This window comes from Mucilaginibacter oryzae (genome assembly GCF_003148845.1).
In the GTDB taxonomy this organism is placed as follows: domain Bacteria; phylum Bacteroidota; class Bacteroidia; order Sphingobacteriales; family Sphingobacteriaceae; genus Mucilaginibacter; species Mucilaginibacter oryzae.
In genome coordinates this window covers 626,112-646,240 of the sequence record NZ_QGHA01000002.1, presented here as the reverse complement: position 1 = coordinate 646,240, position 20,129 = coordinate 626,112, and the positions used below count along the sequence as shown (strand labels likewise).

The following is a 20,129-nucleotide window of genomic DNA, read 5'->3' as shown; positions in this document are numbered from 1 at the left end:
CTCCGCTCTTGAAAGAGGGCGCGGTAGTAACGATGGAGCAGGAATATGTTTGGAATCGCGCAATCCCCGCTTGTTATTTAAACCTTTACTAATCCAACCTCGCCAAGGGCGATAAATTCAACGAGCACACGCATTTAACACAGACTGGATCATTAGCCATATCCAATGTTTTGCGAAAATTGATTGCTCTTTCGCTGTTCAGGATCTCATCCAGCTTATTGTCACTGATATTGCCTATCCGCTCATGAAAAAAGCACGGCCTAACCTCGCCATCTGCTTCAATTACTGCGGATACCCATGGCGCGTTGCATTTTTTGAAAGGGAACGCGTTATGACGGTAAAACGCTGCGTAATAGCGGTAGATATCGTTGATCTTATCCCGGGATTCGGCAATAAAACAATTTTCAAAATATACCAGCCTGCTTAACACATCGGCTACAACCTGCTGAAATTCTACAAGTTCACCCTCGCCAGGCAATATCTCCTGCTGTTTTGGTTCGGCCCAGGCCGTTTGGCGGTTAAAGGCGTGGCTGCTTACATCGGCAGGCAAAAAGCTTACCTGGTCAATTCCCATTTGCCTTGCGGCCTCAATAATATTGGGCCAGTTTCTGAAATTAAGCCGGTGGATTACTGTACGGGCTGTAATTCGATATTGTGGCTGGATAGATTTGATATGCTCCACCCCTTCCCTCAATTTATTAAAAGCGCCGGGCACGTTGCGGATAGCATCATGCAGCGCTTCGTCTCCATCTATCGAAACTATTAAATCGTCAACCCATTTCAGGATATTGAGCGCGTGCTTTTTAATCGAAAGGCCGGTTGATAGCAAGCTAACTTTGATTTTTTCGGCCTTTAAAATTTCGCACAACCTGAAAAAGTTGGCATTAAGTAAAGCCTCGCCACCCGACATGAGCACCTGTTTGGTACCGAATTTCCTTAGCGCGACGAGCAAACCGGTTACATCAGCTTCGGTTAATTGTTTCAGGTTCCTGTTATCCTTCCAGATGTCGCACATTACGCAACGGCAATTACAGGCGCTATGCGGCATCAGAATAACAATGGGCAACGCGCTTATTTTGTGCGTTTGCAGCGTACGGAAACGCTTAAAAGTGTGCCATATAGATTGCGTTGTTAACTGCATAACTTAAAAACCTTGTATTTCGGGCTGCCTGTAGCGCCAAACCTTTTGCAGCAATTTAATTTCATACGGGTATTGATAGATGCTGGCCTTATAACGCATGGTAGCTATTAGCTTGATGGCCGCGCGTTTAATCATATTAAGGCGGATATCGGTAACGGTTGGATAAACCCCGTTCAGCACCGTCTCAAAATTCCTGATCTTATCAATCATCTCGGGTGTAAGCCATGGTGTAAGCGGGTTTTTACGCAGGTCGAAACTTTCCCAGGCCGGGCTGATCCAGTCTTCGAGTGTTTCGGGAAAACGGAAACCGCTTTTTATGACCTGTTTATACAGCTCTGAACCCTCGGTTGGTACGGGGCTATAGGTGTATATCACGATTTCGGTTTTAGGGTTAACCGCCTTCACCTTTTTGATAAAATCTATCTCAAAATCAATTTGCGATTGTACCTGCTCCGGCGTTGGCGCAGGCGTACCTAACACAAAGGAATATTCTGGAATGATATCGAGCTTTTTAAGGCGTTCGGCAAACTCAATGATCTGGTCCCCGGTTTGGGTGCCGCCCTTATCCATCTGCTCTAAGATGCTGTTGTTCCCGCTTTCCGCCCCAAAAAAAATGATCTTACAACCCGACTCGCGGATGGCGGCCAGCGATGAATCTTTAAATTTCGACATGGTATCGATACGGGCCATACCCCACCAGGTCATGTTTTCGGGTTTGATGAGGTTAGCAAACTCCACCGCACGTTTTTCGGATACAAAAAAGTTATTATCGTGAAACTCAATAGCGTCAGCACCCCATTTATCTTTAATGTATTTTACATCGTTATATACATTTTGTGCCGATTTAGCTTTCCACCGGGCCTCATAAATAGGTACTACGGCGCAAAACGAGCAGGTGAACGGGCAGCCGATACTGGAATGATAGGCCATTGTTTTTTCGCCCAGGTAAGTTTTGCCCAAAAATTTGGTGATGGGATAAAACGTATTAAGCTTATCATAAGGTAAAGGCGGCAGGGTATCCTGGTCAATCAAATCTTCTTTGGCAGTTTTGATGATCCTGCCGTCTTCGGCTTTATAAATCAGGTTGCGGATAAACTCATAAGGTGTACCGTTTTCCAAAGCATCAATCAGCAACGGAAAAGCATGATCGCCGGGGCCGTTGATAATAAAATCAACATAACCCGAATACAATACAGCGTTGGGCTGGTTAGACGGAAAATACCCGCCCCAGATCATTTTGGTACCGGGATATAGTTCTTTGATCTTTTTAGCGGCGCTGATAGCCTGCCTTAACTGCGGACCGGGCATTACCGTAAACCCGAAATATTTGAACCCGCCGGTACTTAAATAGCTATTTATTTTCACCATCGGGTCCAGCTCGCAATTGCCATCAACAATCACCCAATCGTATTTGCCCTCAACCGAAGCCGCAATGTTCAATATCGAATTAGGGATCCGGTATTTGTTATTGGCGCTCCGCGGGTTAAATAATAGTATTTTGTTCATCTGCATTTTTTTTAAAGTCTTAAGTCGATAGTTTTGAGTTTGAAGTCAAAAAAACATGCGGCTTTTGACTTATGGCTCACGACTTTCTTTTTTTAGTCTTAAGTTGATAGTACTGAGTTCTAAGTCAAAAAAAGAAAACATGCTACTTTTGACTTCCGGCTCAAGGCTTCAGACTTAAAATCAATCCCCCGGGCAATGGGTTTATCAGAAACCCCGGCGCCGTTAACACAACAGGATGTACATGGTACCCTGAATACCACATCCGGCTTTTTTATCGGCCAACAGTGTTTCAAAATAAATCCCATTACCAACACCCAATCACAAATGCGGGGGATTGCCCATCCAACAATTGGGTTCCGGATTTCACCTGATCGTTTTCACATCATCAATACGCCCGGTTTTCAATACAGGTTGCCTGCGATAAAAAAATAACGGGCAACCATTGGTAGTTATCGCCCGTAATTGAAGTATAACGTATTAAACCATCAGGGCCGTGATCCATACTGTTAAAAATTACATCAAGCAACGTTTGTTCCCTACCGCCATACCGGAAAAAGATCCGGTTGAGGCCTATGACATCTGGGCCGAAAACTATGATGAACAGCCAGGCAACCTGATGCTGGATCTGGATGAAATTCTCTTCCCGAAACTGGTAAGCAGCAACATCATTAGCGGCAAACTGGTTGCAGACATAGGCTGTGGTACGGGCAGGCACTGGAATAAATTAATGGCATTAAACCCCATGCGCTTAACCGGCTTCGATACTTCGGGCGGTATGCTTGCACGGCTTAAGCAAAAGTTCCCGGAAGCGGATACCTGCCAAATTACAGAGGATACTTTTGGCGGCATTGCCGACAGCAGTTTTGATACGATTGTATCTACGCTTACCGTAGCCCACATCCGCGATATAAAAACCGCATTGCAGGCCTGGGTACGGATCCTGAAACCCGGCGGCGCTATCGTAATAACCGATTTTCACCCGCATACGCTGGCCAACGGCGGTAAGCGTACCTTTAAGCATGGCCGTGATTTTATTGCGGTTGAAAACTTTGTACACCCGGTTAGCTTGATTAAAAACCTGCTGCTTACAAGTGACTTTACATTAATAACCGAAGAAGAGATAAAAATAGCGGAAAGCATGAAGCATTACTATGCCGATAAAAACGCGCTTCATGTGTATGAAAAATATAAAGGTTACCCCATTATTTACGGGTTACATTTAAAACGGAGCAATGGTACTGAATAATATTTTGATACCCGGAACAGATGGGGCGGTAAACATCAGGCTGGATAAGGGTATCATTGCAGACATCAAGCCTGCAGCGATGAACGATGCGGAGCAGGTTACTTTTGTTGAGGCATTGGCTTTTCCGGGGCTGATCAATTCGCACGATCACCTTGATTTTAACCTGTTTCCGCAACTGGGCAATAAAACCTATCAAAACTATACCGAATGGGGTAATTATATTCATGAGGTTTATGCTGATGAAATTGCTTCGGTACTAAAAATACCTGTAGCGCTGCGCGAGCAGTGGGGCGTTTATAAAAATCTGCTTTGCGGGGTTACCACCGTAGTAAACCACGGCGAAAATACGGTTATTGATCATAAGCTCATTAATGTTGTTGACCGATATCAAAGCATACATTCGGTACAATTTGAAAAGAACTGGAAAAAACGGCTCAATAACCCTGCTAAGATAGGGCGGCCCGCGGTAATTCATATTGGCGAAGGCACTGATGACCTGGCCTATAATGAGATTGATGAACTTATTAAATGGAATATCCTTGGCCGCAAATTGATAGGCATTCATGGGGTAGCTATGGATATTAAACAGGCTAAAAAATTTAATGCGCTGGTTTGGTGCCCCGAATCAAACCACTACCTGCTCAATAAAACAGCGCCGGTAGATGAGTTAAAAAAACAAACCACTATTTTATTTGGCACGGATAGTACACTCACCGGGCATTGGGATATATGGCAGCACATCAGGCTGGCACGTAAAACCGCCTTACTTACCGGCGATGAACTCTATCAATCATTAACAACCTCGGCGGCTAAGATCTGGAAGCTGAACAGCGGGAAACTTTCCGCCGGATTAGATGCAGATATCGTGGTGGCCAAAGCCAAACGCCAAACCGGGTTAAGCGCATTTTATGCTACAACCCCCGATGATATTTTAATGGTGGTGCAGGGTGGAGAAATCCGCCTTTTTGATGAATCGCTTTATCACCAGCTTAACGGCATATTAACCGTGCCTTACAGTAAAATATCTACGGGAGGGCACTTAAAATATGTTCAGGGCGATATACACCAGTTGATGAATGAGATAAAAAGGTACAAAGCCGATGCTGAATTTCCTGTATTTAAACCCGTACAACCAACCGCATGAATATAGTGCAAAAAATATGGCAACGATGCAAACGTAAGGCCGTTTACTTTGACGGCAACGCGCGCCATGCCCTGGGAATGAACAAAACCATCTATCAAAATGCGCGGTGCAAAAGGATCTTGCTTTATCACAACGTTTGCAAAACCGATCCGCATAAGTTTAACACGCTTTTCATAACCGTTGAACGACTTGAGGAGCATTTAAAGTTTTATAAAAAGCACTTTAACGTGATTTCGTTAGACGATTATTATGCGGGAAACTTTAGCGATGAAAAATATAATATCTGCCTCACTTTCGATGACGGGCTGGCCAACAATTACCGTTACATACTCCCCCTGCTTAATAAATATCAAATACCGGCCACGTTTTTTATCACCGGCATTCGCGATGCAGGTTTCGATATCTTATGGAACGATTTTTTAAGCACTGCATCAAAGTACGGCCCTGAAAAATTTAACTACAAAAGCTATAGCTGCCATAAAAACCGCAATGGTAAATACGTTACCGAAACCGGGCAGTTACTTGCTGATGAACTCAGGAAAACCGGCTTTGAGGAGAAAGCCGAACTGATGAGTTATCTCGAAACAATTGTTGATTTTAGAGCCAACAGCAACGACGATGACTACTGGCTGCAAACAACCAGCGATCAGATCAGGGCCTTATCCGCTTCTCCGTTGGTAACCATTGGCGCTCATGGTTATTACCATAACGACCTGGCAGGCATCCCGGTTACAGATGCTTTTGAAGAAATGCGGCGCTGCAAAGCTTATCTTGAAGAAATAACCGGCAAAGCTATAAAAGGCATAGCTTTTCCATATGGCTCTTACAATGCCGATGTTTTAAAAATGGCTGGCATGGCGGGATTCAGCCAGCTCCTGGCTACGGATTATTTAAACCCGCATGACGGAGCTAACCCGGGCATGCGCGAACGCTTGACAGTAAATCCGTTCATATCTACAGCTAACCAAATGAACGCCATAATAAGGGGGCACTATGCATAATAACGGTTATAGAATAGAACGCTTAACCGAAGAGCGACTGGCCGATCTGACCAGCCTGCATCAGGCCGTATATCAAAAAAGTGTCGCACCCGATTTTTTCAAGAGGAAATACAACACCGCCTTTACAGGCCTTATGCACGTTGGCTTTTTAGCCTATTATGAAGATAAACCCTCCGCCTTTTACGGGGTGATCCCCTGCTTTATCAAATTTAAAAACGAAAGCGTTTTGGCCGCTCAATCTGCCGATACCATGACCCATCCCAATCATCGCGGAAAAGGTTTGTTTATTGAACTGGCCGAACTCACCTACCGGCTTTGCCGTACCGAAGGGATCCGCTTTTTGTTCGGTTTCCCTAACCAAAATTCGTTGCCGGGCTTTTTGAATAAACTGGGCTGGCAGGTAAGCGCTAATATGGAGTGTTTTATTATCCAGGTTAAGGCCTTGCCTTTACAAAAAGCGGCAAACAAACTCCCCTTTTTAAAAGGCCTTTATGAGGCCCAGGTGAAACATCAGCTCCGGCCCTATTTAACAACCGGTAACGGCATTGGTAATTCTGTAGTCGGAGAAGGATTTGCCGGCCTAAAACGGGATGAGGATTACTTAAAGTACAAAAACGCTTACTCCGGCAGTTTCACCATTAAAGTGGGTACCACCATGGTTTGGTTTAAAATTAATGACGGTATAGTTATTGGCGATATAGACCCCACCCCGAACGATCTGAATAAAATTATCCCCCGCCTGCAAAAAATAGCACGGAATATTGGCTTACGAAAAATAGTATTCCAGGCCGACAAACGGACAATGCTGAATATGATTTTGAAAGAACGTGTGCAACCTATCCCTTCGTTCCCGGTCATTATAAAAAACCTTGGCGCAGACCTACAGCTTCACAACGTAGCCTTCACTTTTGCCGATATTGATATTTTTTAAATGAGATACGTTTTTAACAGTTATGTACAAATTCCTGAATTTAACCAGCCACAGGCGTGGTTTGAACGCACCCGGGCCTATGCGGGTATCCTGGAAGCGTTGGCGCACGGCAACGACGTGATCAGTATCGAACATATTGATTTTGAAGGCCGTGTCAAAAATAACGGCATCCAATATCATTTTAAACGTTTCACCGAAAACCCGCTGCGGTATTTACCCTGGAAGCTCAACAGGTATATTAAAAACCTGAATCCTGACGTTGTATTTATTCAAAGCCTGCATTTCCCGCTACAAGTAATTCAGTTGCGGCTTATAGTAGGCACTAAAGTGAAGATCATCGTACAAAACCACGCCGAGAAACCGTTTATTGGCTTAAAAAGACTCGCCCAAAAACTGGCCGATAAATACATCGACGCTTATCTTTTCGCTTCGCGGGATATGGGCTTGGAATGGATTAAGGCAGGCAACATATCCTCGCCCCGAAAAATCTTCGAGGTAATGGAAGTATCTTCTATATTTTCCACCATTAATCGGGATGAAGCGCTGGCAAAAACCAGCGTAACGGGTAGCCCTGTATTTTTATGGGTGGGCAGGCTAAATACCAATAAAGATCCGCTCAATGTGATCAGGGCTTTCCTCAGGTTTGCCGGAAAAACAGCCGGAGCAAAGCTTTACATGATCTATCACACCGAAGAACTGCTTGGCGAAATTCAATCACTGCTTGAAAAGCATCCTGCTAAATCCTCTATTCGGTTGATAGGCATAGTGCCCCATACCGATTTGCTTTACTGGTTTAACAGCGCTCACTTTATCCTGTCCGGCTCACATTATGAGGGCAGTGGCACAGCTGTATGCGAAGCCATGTCGTGCGGGTGTGTGCCGCTGGTTACCAATATCCAGTCGTTCAGGATGATTACCAACAACGGCGAATGCGGAATACTGTATCAACCGGGGAATGAACAGGCATTGTTTGAAGCGCTTATTCAAACCAGAAAAATGGATCTGGAGGAAAAGCGGAGGTTATGTTTAGCATACTATCGCAAGGTTTTATCTTTTGAGGCTATCGCTGATCGGATTGCCGGGATCGCGGCAAGTATTTAGCAAAAACCGCGATCATTTCCAGATGAACGCTACGCTAATTGAGTTATTATCTATTCAAACAGCTCCATCATCCTGCGCACATTATCCCTGATGTCAAAAGGTAAAACCGCTTCAAATTCCAACCCGGTATCTCCTAATAAACTGCCTATCGCCTGTTCAGCTTCTAAAAGTGTATTTACGATACGCCAGTTGGTAATTTCGTTATTCATCGGTTTAACAAAACTCACCACGCTGGCCCCGGCATAAAGCGCTTCCAAAAACACGGCTCCAAACCCCTCATACTCCGAAGGATGAAAAAGTATCTTTGAGCGTTGCATCATTTCCAGCAACTCACTGTGTGGCAATTCACCCATTAAGCGGATGTTGTTCTCAAGTTTTTTAGCAATAATTAAAGCCTGCAGCCTTTCCTGTTCCGGCCCGCTGCCGCAAATTGCCGTTTTGATACCGGGATAAGACTGTTTCAATAAAGCGACAACTTCAATAAACAAGCCGAACCTTTTTAAAGGGATCAATGAACCGGCGCCAATAATATCAATATCCCTGGTAACCGGCGCAAAATTAAACATCCGCGTATCAATGCCCACCGTGATCACCACCTCCGGCTTCAGCCCATAATTCCGGTTAAATTCTTCAACCATAAAATCCGACAAGGCAATCAGCTCGCCCGCTTCCGGCTTTATCCATTTTACATACCTGTTACCGGCCTTCGCGTCCTGCCCCAGCATCCAGCAGCGGTACCTGATCCTTTTAAATTTCGAAAAGTAATGTGCAATAAACGCGCATTCGTCAAGCCAAAAACTCAGCAAACCAACCAGTTGGTATTGGTGGTTAAGCCGTAACAGTGTATTCCATACTTTAAACCATAGTTTACGCCTGGTAAACCCATCACGGCCACCGCCGCCAAATGCTATTACCTTTACCCCATACCAATCATATTCAGATGCCGCGAAAGGGTACTGAAAGCTGAGCACAATGACATGCAATTGGGGATATTCGGCCTTTAATGATCGTACAAAAACCTGTTGTGGTGGCAAACAGGTTGTATCCTCTTCGTTTTCCGGAAAACCGGGACTAAGTATAACCAGTGTTTTTATACGTTCATTCATCGGGGCTTATAACTTTATTACAAATAGCCAGGCTGGCTTTGTTATGGGTGATAAGGATAACCATTTTGCCATGCGCGGCGAGGATTTGTAGTTTACCCAACAATTCGGTTTCGGTACCGGTGTCCATTTCACTGAAAGGTTCATCCAGTATCAGCAAATCATGAACGTGGTAAAGCGCCCGCGCCAGCATGATCCGTTGGCGCTGGCCACCGCTTAGATTTTTACCATTTTCGCTGATGATTTTATGAACGCCTTCGGGATATGCCGCTATAAGAATATTTAAGCCGCAAAACTCCAATACTTCGCCAAGCTTTTGTTCATCAACCTTAGCATCATCAAGGGTTATATTTTTGAGGATGCTATCATAAATAAAAAACGGCTGCTGCTTTACCAGCGACATGCGGCTGCGATAATGCTTAAGTTCCGCGCTATCCGTGACGACGTCGTTAATATAAATGGCCCCGGCGGTTGGCGCTAAAAACCCCATCAGCAGGTTGATAATAGTAGTCTTCCCGCGGCCCGAATCACCCGAGATGCCAGTAATATCCCCAGGAACAACCTCAAAACACAGCGCGTTTAAAACAGGTTTACCAGGATAAGCAAAACTTACTTTTTCAAACTTTAAAGATTTTATTCTATCCGCATCTGCGATAGTTTCTGATTGTAGATCGCCCGTCACCACCAAATCGGCCAGTATAAACTCATAGGTTTTCATCTGCCCGCTGCTGTTTAATATTTTCACTATTCCGGGGATGATTTTGTAGGCTGCCGCAACAAAAATACCGATCGTGAGAATGCTGATCCCCGGAACCTCGCCTGTAAGCTTGTTTACTGCAATCAGGATAAAAAAGCCGAGCACGGCAAATACCTCCATCAAGCGGGAGGGCAGATTTTGCCAGGTTTGCTGCGAAGCGATATGATAGTTTAGCCGCCGCTGATCGTTAACAAACCGGCTGCTGAAGAATTCATTTTTATGGTAGATATTGCTTTCCACGTAACCCGATAACGACTCATTTAAATGCTGCAGGGTTTTCTCGCTTACTGCTTTAATCTGCCCGCGTACTGATTTTAACCGTGTTTTAATGAACCAGCCCAAGCCAGCCACCGGCGGCAACAGCAAAATAAACAGCAACAAAAACAGTGTTGGATGATATAAGGTGATAGCCCCGATAGTAAATACTATCAGCACCGCCTGCGATATGATTTGCTGAAAATTAGTCAGGATGTAATGACTAAACTCGATAGGCTGCTGACTGATCCGCCTGGTTTGTATTGATGAATCAACATGAATATACTCGCTGTAAGTGGTATTGAGGTATCTGCGGATATTCCTTTCAGATAATCGCGAAGCTACACGATAAAAAAAATGGTGCTGCGCATTTTGGGTAAAGAAGCCGATACAATTTTTTACCGCGAAGAGCAACAGAAAAATGCCGATAAGCCACAGGGAATTGTTATCCGCCAGGGCACCAGGCAAAAAGGCGCTAACCCGTGCAGCAGCATTTTGCGTATAAAAATTTACGATAAGCAGCAACGCACCTAAAAAAGCAACATCAAGCAGGGCGATCACCACATCGGCGATAATAAGCCTGATTAATGTGTTTTTTTCCTGCCGGTTAAGGATCAGGCCTATGCTTTTAATAATCTGTTTCAAACGGTACTAACCAATAAGGCCCGGTTTGTTCCGGCTTTATTGGTTAGTACGATGATTTTAGATTGACGGTTGCCTCAGCGGATAGCTTGGCATAATATTCGAAGATTTGTTAAAAGCCTTGTCTAACTCCAGTCAAAATCCACCACTCTGTTGTTCAGCTTCCATTTAGACGGAGTTAAAGTTTCCATCCAGTCTAAAGGCTTGCCCAGGGGCTGTACTTTAGCTGCCTGCGCGAAGGCGGTTTTAACCGCTTTCTTTTGTTCTTCGCCCATGGCTTCGGGCTGACCCGAGACAAATAGCGGCGCGCCGCTCTCGGCAAGTAACTGCAACCATTGTTTATTGCGTTTCCATTCAATTTTTGTGGTGATGCCCACGCAATCACCATCTACGGCATAAAACGCGTTGTGCTGCGGCAGCCTGAAAGCCAGCGTGTTTACCCCCATTTTGCGGGTGCGTTCCCATTCGTTGCCGCTGGTATCATCGCCAATGCGGCAAAGTTCAAATATTCCTGCGGATAGGTGGCTCATGGTGTTACAGCCAATCACATAAATATTTTCGCCAGCCGCCTGGCGGATGGCACGGTACAGCCCCAGTATAATCTCGGCATTTGTTTTCGACCTGTCGTTAAAATGCCAGCCTGGCGAAGTGAAACTGTTGTTCATATCAAAACCCCAGCGGCCGGCAATATCATAGGTAGAAAAATCGTGCTTTACCATTTCATAGCCCCATTGTTTGTACACATCAAAATTGTGTTGGATGTGGGCAATGTTTTCGGGGATGGTTGGATCGAGCGTTGGGTTTTTAGGGTCATCCCTGCCGGGGATTTTTGGTGCAAGCAAACTTGCTTTTTCATCATGCCTGGCGCAAAGCGGGCGCATCCACAAACCTGGGCGCATGCCCATCTTTTTGATGTCGTCGCCCAGGGCATGCATGTCTTTAAACTTATCGTTAGGCTTCGAAAAATCATCGTTCCAACCGCCGTCGCCGGGTAATAAAGGCGAATAGGTGGCCCAGCCGGCATCTATAACCGAAAAGGGTTTATTGCTGTGATCAGTAACCAGCTCGGCCATCATGGCGGTGGTTTTCCTGATGAGATCGGACGAGTTATTGCCGTAGGCGAAATACCAGTCGTTAATACCATAAACCGGTTGTTTTGGGAGGCGAGGTTTATCGCACATCATTTTACAAAAGCGGTGCGTTGTCATAAACGGGTCCTCGCCGGTTTGCGCGTTGGTCGTAATCACATCGGCAGCATGGAGTTGCCTGTCGCCCAGCAACACGCCTACCCCGCCAGATGTGGTATCTAAAGTAAGTTCAATGCTATCGTCGTTAACTCCCCACCAGCAAATACTGTTAGCACCGGTTTTTACACCAAAGCAGGCGGTTTGTTTGTCGTCATGGATAATTACATACCAAGGGTTTTTAATTCCTGCCGGGATGCTTTTCCATTGCAAATCGCCATATGAGCGTTCCCAATGATCGCCTAAAAAATTAGCGGAGGCTGAGGTAGTGTGTTTCCATTTGAGACGAATGGCGTTCAATTCCTGTTTAGGCGACGACGCATAAATGCCGAGCGCACCGCCGTTTGCTTTCAGGCTTACCGCTATTTCCCGATAAGTATAACGCGATCCGTTGGAGGCACTTAGCTTTACCCATTCGGAGCCGGATTGTATCCAGATTTCGTCGGGAGAATTTATTAACGAGGCACCGTTGTCAATTGCGTGGGTGAGTTTACTGAAAAGTAAGGCGGCAGCAGTTGTTGCCGAAAGTTTAAGAAAATGCCGTCTTTGCATGGTTAAGGTAATTGCAGTATTACTATGTGTTAATTTACGTTTGAATTGGTTCACAACGTTACTAAAAGGATTAAGCAAAAACTAATATGATTTCAGGAATTATTTAGCCGCCAGTTGTAAACCCACAAATTAAAAGTAAACCACGAACTCTGTTTGCCGGTCTGCAACCGTTTTGAGTGAGAACTCAAACCCGTGGTTCAGCATAATTTCGCGTACCAGGGTAAGGCCTATCCCCTGCCCATCCTTTTTGGTGCTGAAAAAAGGTGTAAAAAGGTTAGCCTGTTGTTCGGGGCTAATGCCTCTACCTGTATCTGTAATTACTAATTTCCTTTGTTTAGCATTCATAGCAAAGCTTACTGATCCGCTACTCTCAATAGCCTCAATAGCGTTTTTGGTAATATTGATAAAAGCCTGCTCCAGCTGCTGTTCATCAGCCGAAATTGTAATTGGAACTTCCGGTAAATGTAGCAGTAATTCAACCCCTTTTTCTGCGGCACGGATAGCCATCAGCTTAACAACCGAGCCAATAAGCTTTTGCAGTATAACCGGCTGCTTATTGGCAGGGGGCAATTTTACCAAATCGGCAAAATTGCGCATAAACAGGTTCAGGTTCTGGTTTCTGTCCATAGCAACCTGCAGGGCATCTTTTATCTCGTCAAAATCATGCCCCTGCCAAAGCCGGTCGGTTTTCATGGCCGATTGCATGATGGAATTTACCGGACCTATGGTATTGTTCACCTCGTGCGCCATCATCCGGATCACCTTGCCATAAACCTTTTTTTCAGCGGCCAGAATCTCGGCGGTCAAATCCTCCAGCATAATAAAATGGCGCGAAAATCCCCTGTCGATAAAATGTGACTTCTGAAGTTTGAAGGAGTTGATACCATCAAGTTTAACCACCGCTGTCTCGCCGGATTTAAGCGACTTAATATGGGCGAATATGGGATGAGCTAATTCACTTATCAGTTCGCCAACCAACGCTTTTTCATTCATACCAAGAGCCTGCAAGGCTTTAGGGTTTACCTGTTGTATCCGGTCATCAAAATCGAGGATAATGATGCCGGTTGGCGAGGTGTAGATCAGCTTTTCTAAAAAAAAATGCTGTTGTTCCTGCCGGGTGCGTTCGGTTCGCAATTCGTCCATCATCTGGTTATACACATTAATCAGTACATCAACTTCCAGCTTACCGGTTGTTAAAAATTTAACGTTAAAATCTTTGTCTTTTATGGCCTCCACACCCTGCATCAGCATTTTTATGGGCAATACAAGCTGACGGTAAAGCTGGATAGCCACCGCTGCCGAGATCAATACAAAAGCCTCGGCTATAATGAAATAAATCTTATTGTTAATAAAAATGAACCATGCAAGCACCAGGGTAAGCAGATGCAGCATCACCACAAATAAAATATATTTAGTCCTCAGCTTCATCGTAAGGGATCTGGTACTTCTCCAATCGCCGGTACAGGGCGCTGCGGGTAAGGCCTAATGCCGCGGCGGCTTTGCTTATTTTGTTTTTATGATGATCAAGCGCGCGCCTGATCATCTCTACCTCCACCTCTTCTAAAGTTAAAGTACCCACGCCCGGCAACTGGATATTCCCTTTTTTAACCGGCGACGTTTCCAGTTGTGAACGGAAATCCTCCACGCTCAATTCATCCCTCCTGCTCACCAGAATAGATCGCTCCACCAGGTTTTTCAACTGCCTGATATTGCCGGGCAAAGGTAGCTGCTGTAACCACTTCATGGCCGATGGCGCTACCGAGAGGTTTGGCCGGTTGTAGATCTGCTTTAAATTATTAATAAAAAAACTCACCAGCAAAGGGATATCACCAGGTCGCTCACGCAGGGCAGGCAGGTAAACGGTGATCAGGTTAATACGGTAAAGTAAATCCTCGCGGAAGGTGCCGCGGGCCACCATCTCGTTCAGGTTTTTATTGGTGGCGCAAACCACCCGGGTATCAACGGTTTTGGTGCGGCTACTGCCTAACACTTCGTAAGTACGATCCTGCAGTACCCGGAGCAGTTTTACCTGGCTGCCGGCATCGAGGTCGCCTATCTCATCTAAAAAGATGGTGCCTTTGTTGGCCATTTCAAAACGACCAACCCTGTCAAACCGGGCATCGGTAAAGGCACCACGGATATGCCCGAACATCTCGCTTTCAAACAACGATGTCGAGATCCCGCCAAGGTTTACCTTAATAAAAGGTCTATTTCTGCGGAGGCTATTCTGGTGGATAGCCTCCGCGATGAGTTCCTTCCCGGTACCGCTCTCGCCCATAATCAGCACAGATGCATCTGTGGAAGCTACCCGGCCAATGGTTTCAAGGATATCCAGCATACGGGCATCTTCGCCTACTATGTTTTCAAAATTGTAGGTTTTATCCAGTTGCTTGCGGGTGCGGTGCCCTGCTTTTTTATCCTGCAGATCGAGCAGTGTTTTTACCGATTGCAGTAGGTGCTCATTTGTCCATGGTTTATTGATAAAATCGTTGGCACCTAATTTCATGCCTTTCACCGCCAGTTCAATACTTCCCCAGCCGGTAATCAGGATCACCGGGATGGCGCTGTTGATAGCCTTGATCTTCCCGAGCAGATCCATCCCCTCACTGCCCGAAGTATCTATCGAAAAATTAAGATCAAGAATGATCAGCTCGGGGGCTTTTTTCTTAATAATTTTCAGCGCTTCGGCGGGTTCTTCGGTACTCACGGCATCGTAGCCCTCGCTTTTTAACAGCAGAATAAGCGAGGTGCGTACGGCAATATCATCATCAATAACCAGTATCATAACAGGCGGGTAATATCGTAATTATTCTTCGTGTAAAGCAACAGCCGGATAAATAGCAGCCGCCTGTTTGCCGGGATATAACGAACAGATGAGTACCAGCAGGTAAACAAATAAAACAGAAAGCAGGATCCCTTCAATATAAATTGAGGCAGGCAGATCAAACACATTGAGTAGCGGAAACTGCACCGCGAAAAATGCACCTACGATAAGTGCCAGCGTGGCCAGGATCATGGATTCGGATACCAGTTGCGCTGATACTGAATTACCTGTAGCCCCTATCGCCCGGCGCAAACCTATCTCACCTTTTCGTTTGTTGATGTTGTACCACAATACCCCAAAAAGGCCAAGCGCAACATTAATAACCAGGAAGGTACTTACAATGCCCAATACAATCATCGGCACCAAAGCAAAATAATTAGTGGTCCGCAGCTTATTGGTAAGATGTTCAATTTCTACGTTGGAGTTTTTCATGTAATTGGCCATGGTTTTGTACAGTTTACCCTCAAACGCGGCATCAGATCCGGGATCAACTTTTACCAGGATCTTGTTCAACCACCTGAACGAACCCGTGTCAGTGCGAAAATATTCTCCCGGGCCGGGATTACTATAGTTACCATCCTTTTTTACAGCCTGAACAACGCCAATCACCTTCATTTTAACTTTGTCATCATCATTGCCCAAAAGCTGGCCCACAGCAGATTGTTTCCCAAAGGCGGCTTCCTTTAAATTGTTATCGATGATAACCGGGCGGATTTTACTCACTGCATCTTCTTTGCTATACCAACGGCCTTCAAGCAGTGTTAGGCTCAACACATCTTTATAGCTATCTTCAACCGTATAATTATTAATGCCATCAATATGCTTGCCCTTAATGGTCATGCCACCATTATTTGTTTGCTGCGAAAAAGGGGTATTACCGCTTGTAAAACTTATTTCGCGCACGTGCGGTAACGATTTAATGGTTTTACGCAGGGTTTCGTAATAAAGGTTAAGCGAGTCGGTATTTTTAGATTGATAGGCATTGCCATAATTGATAACCCAAACGTTTTCGTACTCCAGGCCCATCGGCTTTTTGTAGTTATCGTAGTAATACATCATCAGCGTAAATACCGCGAACAATACAAGGAAGGATACCAGCATCTCGGTCATGAGCAGGAAATTCTGCTTCTTTTTATTCCAGATGAGTTTAAATAAATGCTTAAACATAATATTTTGATTTAAGAATGATTAATTATTGTGCCTTAAGCGCCGTTACCACATTTAGTTTAGACATGCGCCAGGCAGGATAAACACCCGAGATAAAGCCAAAAACAAGGCAAACCAGCAAACCGATAAACAGCACCGAAAAGTTGATGCGCAGTTCGAGGTTGGAGATCAGATCGGCCCCGTTAATAAAAGATAAAGCCGCCACTGAAAGTACCACGCCAATAATGCCACCTAACAACGTAAGGATGAGGTTCTCGACAATAAACTGGTAGACCAGCGTTTTTGACGATGCGCCAAAAGCCTTACGTACACCAATCTCCGATGAGCGCTCCATAATGCGTGTAATATTAATATTGACCAGGTTAAGCGTTGGCAACAACGTAAAGATGAACACAAAGATGCTGATGGCGGTAACTACGATGAACACTCCCGATTTATCCTCTCTCCCGGTATCAACATAACTTCTGAAAAAAGTATTGGCATGGCTGTAAACATGTTTAAAATCCTTACGCTCAACGGGTACTCTTTTTATCAGATCCTCGTATTCGGCCTGCATTTTGGGTACGTCGGCAGGTGTGGCTGCAAGCAGAAAAGCCATGTACATACCGCTATAACTTTTATCCTTATAATCGGCTTTTGATACGGTGTATGGCAGGTAGATATCGCTATACATCATATAGTTGGTTACCGGCACATTTTTTACTACACCAATTACACGGTAGCTCACGTTATCAGCCTCGAAGTATTTGCCCACCACCGATTGAACATCGCCAAAGTATTGCTTTTTCATATCTTCAGATATTACCACTACCCTATCAGCATTGGTTACCTGTTGCTTATTAAAAGGTTTCCCTTCAATAAAATCATGATCAAGCACATCCCAGAAATCGGCATTGGTGTATTTATAGTTCACCGATATTTTTTGGTTATTAACATAAGTATTGGTACCGTTAAAGATAGATGAAATGCCCACCTTAACAGGCGTTTTCATCATGCCGGTATAGTGGCTCAGAAAGTAATACGATAAAGTTCCCGATTGCATGTTTCCATCCCCAACCTGGGCAATACGGTTAATGTACAGCATACGGTCGCGCTTTTTATCGGGGTAATTATCGTTTATCACTTTATCAATAAAGGCGGTTAACACCATCAGTATGGTAAGCGTAAAGCTGATACCAAACAAACTGATAAACGTAAAAAACTTGCGGCGCTTCAATACCGCTATGGCTATTTTAAAATAATTTTTAAGCATGGTTATAAATTTTAAAACAGTGTAATTACAAAACCTGGGCACCATCAAACAGCCGCACCAAACGGTGGGTTTTATGGGCCATATTTTCATCGTGCGTTACCATTACAATCGTGGTACCGTCGGTACGGTTCAGGTTAAGGAGGATCTCCATAATTTCGTTACCCATGGCGCTGTCCAGGTTACCGGTAGGCTCATCGGCCAAAATAATTTCAGGGCGGCCTACAATTGCCCGGGCAATAGCTACACGTTGCCGCTGGCCGCCCGATAATTGTGTTGGAAAGTGTTTAAGGCGGTTAGCCAGGCCAACCTTTTCCAATGCCTCGGCGGCCAGTTCGCGGCGTTGCTTGGCGGTGGTGTCGCGGTAAAGCAGGGGCAGTTCTACATTATCCAGCACCTGCAGATCATTAATGAGGTGATAACTTTGAAAAATAAAACCGAGTTTTTTGTTGCGAAATTGTGCCAGCTGCTTATCGTTCATGCCCCCGGTTTTCTGGTCGTCAATCCTGATCTCGCCTTTTGAGGGCGCGTCCAGCAGGCCCATAATATTAAGCAGTGTGCTTTTGCCGCAGCCCGAGGGGCCCATGATGGATAAAAATTCGCCTTTGGCTACATCAAGGCTTACGCTGTTGAGGGCCAGGGTTTCGATGGTATCGGTGCGGTACACCTTTTCGATGTTTTGTAAACGGATCATATCTTTAAGCTTGAATTATTGAGTTAATGAATTTATTGATTTAGTTATAGGTAATTTTTTTGTTGGTTTCAAAGTCGTAGAGCGAAAGGTAGCGCAATTGATAATAAGCTCCCCAAAAATCGCGCAGGGCGGCCACATAATCGCGTTGGGCCTGGTCATTTTCGCGGAAGGCTATGCCGAGGTCAGTAATGCTCAAATCGCCCAACACATAGCGTTCGCGGGCTATCTGGTATTTTTCGCCGGCAATGCTGTCGGCCTTAGCAGTGTAAACCAGTTGCTCTTTCATCACGTTAAACAGCGATACCTGGGTAACTATCTGCTGTTTAAAGGTTTGTTTATCCTGTTCAACGGCATATTCGGTAAACTGCTGATTAGCCAACGCCGTTTTAGCGCGCGATTTTGATCGTCCCCAATCCAGTATAGGGATGGAAAGCTGTACCTGCAACTGCTGCTGGTTTTGCGGGTTTTTATAAACATCCGGAATATTGGTAGCCGTATTTGAAAAGCCGAGATTGGCTGTCAATGTAGCTGTTAAACCATTTTGCCCCTTAGCCTTTGCCACATCGCGGGCGGCTTCGGCCAGCCTCCGCGAAAACGCGATGGCATCCGAGCGGTTGGCATAAGCTTCGGCCAGTACCTTATCTGACGAGACGATCATCCTGCTGATATTTTTAGGCGCCTCCAGTACAATTTTATCGTCTCCTTCCTGCCCGGTAAAGCTGCGCAGGTTAAGGGTGGCTATCTCCATGTCGCGCCGGGCCGTTCCAACGGCTTTTTGCGCATTAATCTGCTCCAGCTGCAGTTGCAATATCTCGTTTTTAGATACTTTACCCAACTGGTATTTCAGGTTAGCCACTTTCAGGATCTTTTCGGTATTGGTTAAATTGGTTTCGGCAATTTTAAGGTTCACCTGGGCCAGCAACAGATCGAAAAAGTATCCTTCCACGTCGATAGCTATTTTTTCCTGAGCTTCGATGTAAGCCTGCTTGCTTTCGTTGTACTTTAAAGGTTCGATCTTTTTGTTCCATTTAAGCTCGTTAAACTGAAATAAAGGCTGTTTATAACCAATACCGTAAGGTATGCCGTTGTACAGCACATTTTTCCTGTCAAAATCGTCAAACCTTTGTAGTTGCGTGGTACCATAAATGGTACCGCCGGTTGCAGTGATGGTTTGGCTAAAATCAAGCTCAAGCGACGAGTTATCGTTATGAACCGGCTGAAACAGGATGGTACCGTCGGGCTGCTGCACCTGGGTAAATGTTTTGCTGTAGCCAGGCAAAATACCGCTCAGGGCCAGTTGCGGCTGGTAGGCTGATTTATAAGTACGGTATTCCCAGTATTTGGTTTCGCGCACCGTTGCGGCCTGCTTGGCCGCTATAGAGTTGGCTTTAGCCAGTTCAACCACCTGCTGCAGGGTTAGCCGCAGGGTATCGCTACCGCTGCGGGCTAATGCAGTTGTGGTTAAGGTTGATAGTAATATGATGTATAGATATTTCATTGTTAATGTCTTTTTTTTGATAACCTTCATCACGTGAACGGCAATCCCCGGGGCTGAATAAACAAGCCCAAACC

At 45.1% G+C, this 20,129-nt stretch carries 17 protein-coding genes; 6 read left to right on the top strand and 11 right to left on the bottom strand.

Annotation, left to right across the window (positions count from 1 at the left end; genetic code table 11):
* Window positions 1–88 precede the first annotated feature (88 nt).
* Together LX99_RS08090 and LX99_RS08085 are read right to left on the bottom strand one after the other, a co-directional pair.
* Entirely contained in the window at window positions 89–1,141 is a 1,053-nt protein-coding gene (locus LX99_RS08090) for a radical SAM protein (RefSeq protein WP_109607391.1), read from the bottom strand.
* Between the two features lie 3 nt (window positions 1,142–1,144).
* Entirely contained in the window at window positions 1,145–2,647 is a 1,503-nt protein-coding gene (locus LX99_RS08085; RefSeq protein WP_109607607.1) for a B12-binding domain-containing radical SAM protein, read from the bottom strand.
* A 195-nt stretch (window positions 2,648–2,842) separates the two neighbouring features.
* Here LX99_RS08085 and LX99_RS08080 point away from each other — a divergent pair, with 195 nt between their 5' ends.
* The 6 genes from LX99_RS08080 (at window position 2,843) to LX99_RS08055 (ending at window position 8,070) form a co-directional block, all read left to right on the top strand.
* Entirely contained in the window at window positions 2,843–3,079 is a 237-nt protein-coding gene (locus LX99_RS08080) for a hypothetical protein (RefSeq protein ID WP_109607390.1), read from the top strand.
* A gap of 61 nt (window positions 3,080–3,140) precedes the next feature.
* Entirely contained in the window at window positions 3,141–3,893 is a 753-nt protein-coding gene (locus LX99_RS08075) for a class I SAM-dependent methyltransferase (RefSeq protein WP_109607389.1), read from the top strand.
* Complete coding sequence (locus tag LX99_RS08070) at window positions 3,880–5,037, top strand: amidohydrolase family protein (RefSeq protein WP_109607388.1); 1,158 nt, start codon at window positions 3,880–3,882, stop codon at window positions 5,035–5,037. Before LX99_RS08075 ends, LX99_RS08070 begins: the two co-directional genes overlap by 14 nt.
* Entirely contained in the window at window positions 5,034–6,038 is a 1,005-nt protein-coding gene (locus LX99_RS08065) for a polysaccharide deacetylase family protein (RefSeq protein ID WP_109607387.1), read from the top strand. The genes LX99_RS08070 and LX99_RS08065 overlap by 4 nt, the downstream gene beginning before the upstream one ends.
* Window positions 6,031–6,969 (top strand): GNAT family N-acetyltransferase, encoded by a 939-nt coding sequence (locus tag LX99_RS08060; protein WP_109607386.1) that lies wholly within the window; start codon window positions 6,031–6,033, stop codon window positions 6,967–6,969. The genes LX99_RS08065 and LX99_RS08060 overlap by 8 nt, the downstream gene beginning before the upstream one ends.
* On the top strand, window positions 6,970–8,070 hold the full coding sequence (locus LX99_RS08055; RefSeq protein ID WP_109607385.1) for a glycosyltransferase family 4 protein: 1,101 nt from the start codon (window positions 6,970–6,972) through the stop codon (window positions 8,068–8,070).
* A gap of 50 nt (window positions 8,071–8,120) precedes the next feature.
* Here the strand turns inward: LX99_RS08055 and LX99_RS08050 are convergent, their stop codons facing one another.
* The 9 genes from LX99_RS08050 to LX99_RS08010 form a co-directional block, all read right to left on the bottom strand.
* Window positions 8,121–9,176, bottom strand: coding sequence for a glycosyltransferase family 4 protein (locus LX99_RS08050; protein ID WP_109607384.1), 1,056 nt, complete (start codon window positions 9,174–9,176; stop codon window positions 8,121–8,123).
* Complete coding sequence (locus tag LX99_RS08045; protein ID WP_109607383.1) at window positions 9,169–10,830, bottom strand: ATP-binding cassette domain-containing protein; 1,662 nt, start codon at window positions 10,828–10,830, stop codon at window positions 9,169–9,171. The genes LX99_RS08050 and LX99_RS08045 overlap by 8 nt, the downstream gene beginning before the upstream one ends.
* 122 nt (window positions 10,831–10,952) lie before the next feature.
* Window positions 10,953–12,623, bottom strand: a complete 1,671-nt coding sequence (locus LX99_RS08040) for an alpha-amylase family protein (RefSeq protein WP_146203078.1) — start codon at window positions 12,621–12,623, stop codon at window positions 10,953–10,955.
* Between the two features lie 129 nt (window positions 12,624–12,752).
* A complete protein-coding gene (locus tag LX99_RS08035; protein ID WP_109607381.1) occupies window positions 12,753–14,051 on the bottom strand; it encodes a sensor histidine kinase in 1,299 nt (432 codons plus the stop codon).
* On the bottom strand, window positions 14,035–15,408 hold the full coding sequence (locus LX99_RS08030) for a sigma-54-dependent transcriptional regulator (protein ID WP_109607380.1): 1,374 nt from the start codon (window positions 15,406–15,408) through the stop codon (window positions 14,035–14,037). The genes LX99_RS08035 and LX99_RS08030 overlap by 17 nt, the downstream gene beginning before the upstream one ends.
* Before the next feature lie 21 nt (window positions 15,409–15,429).
* Window positions 15,430–16,614 (bottom strand): ABC transporter permease, encoded by a 1,185-nt coding sequence (locus tag LX99_RS08025; RefSeq protein WP_109607379.1) that lies wholly within the window; start codon window positions 16,612–16,614, stop codon window positions 15,430–15,432.
* Between the two features lie 25 nt (window positions 16,615–16,639).
* Entirely contained in the window at window positions 16,640–17,866 is a 1,227-nt protein-coding gene (locus LX99_RS08020) for an ABC transporter permease (protein WP_109607378.1), read from the bottom strand.
* A 25-nt stretch (window positions 17,867–17,891) separates the two neighbouring features.
* The gene (locus LX99_RS08015) at window positions 17,892–18,557 is read right to left on the bottom strand and encodes an ABC transporter ATP-binding protein (RefSeq protein WP_109607377.1); all 666 of its coding nucleotides are present in this window, start codon (window positions 18,555–18,557) and stop codon (window positions 17,892–17,894) included.
* 40 nt (window positions 18,558–18,597) lie between these two features.
* Window positions 18,598–20,055 (bottom strand): TolC family protein, encoded by a 1,458-nt coding sequence (locus LX99_RS08010; protein WP_109607606.1) that lies wholly within the window; start codon window positions 20,053–20,055, stop codon window positions 18,598–18,600.
* Between the last annotated feature and the right edge of the window lie 74 nt (window positions 20,056–20,129).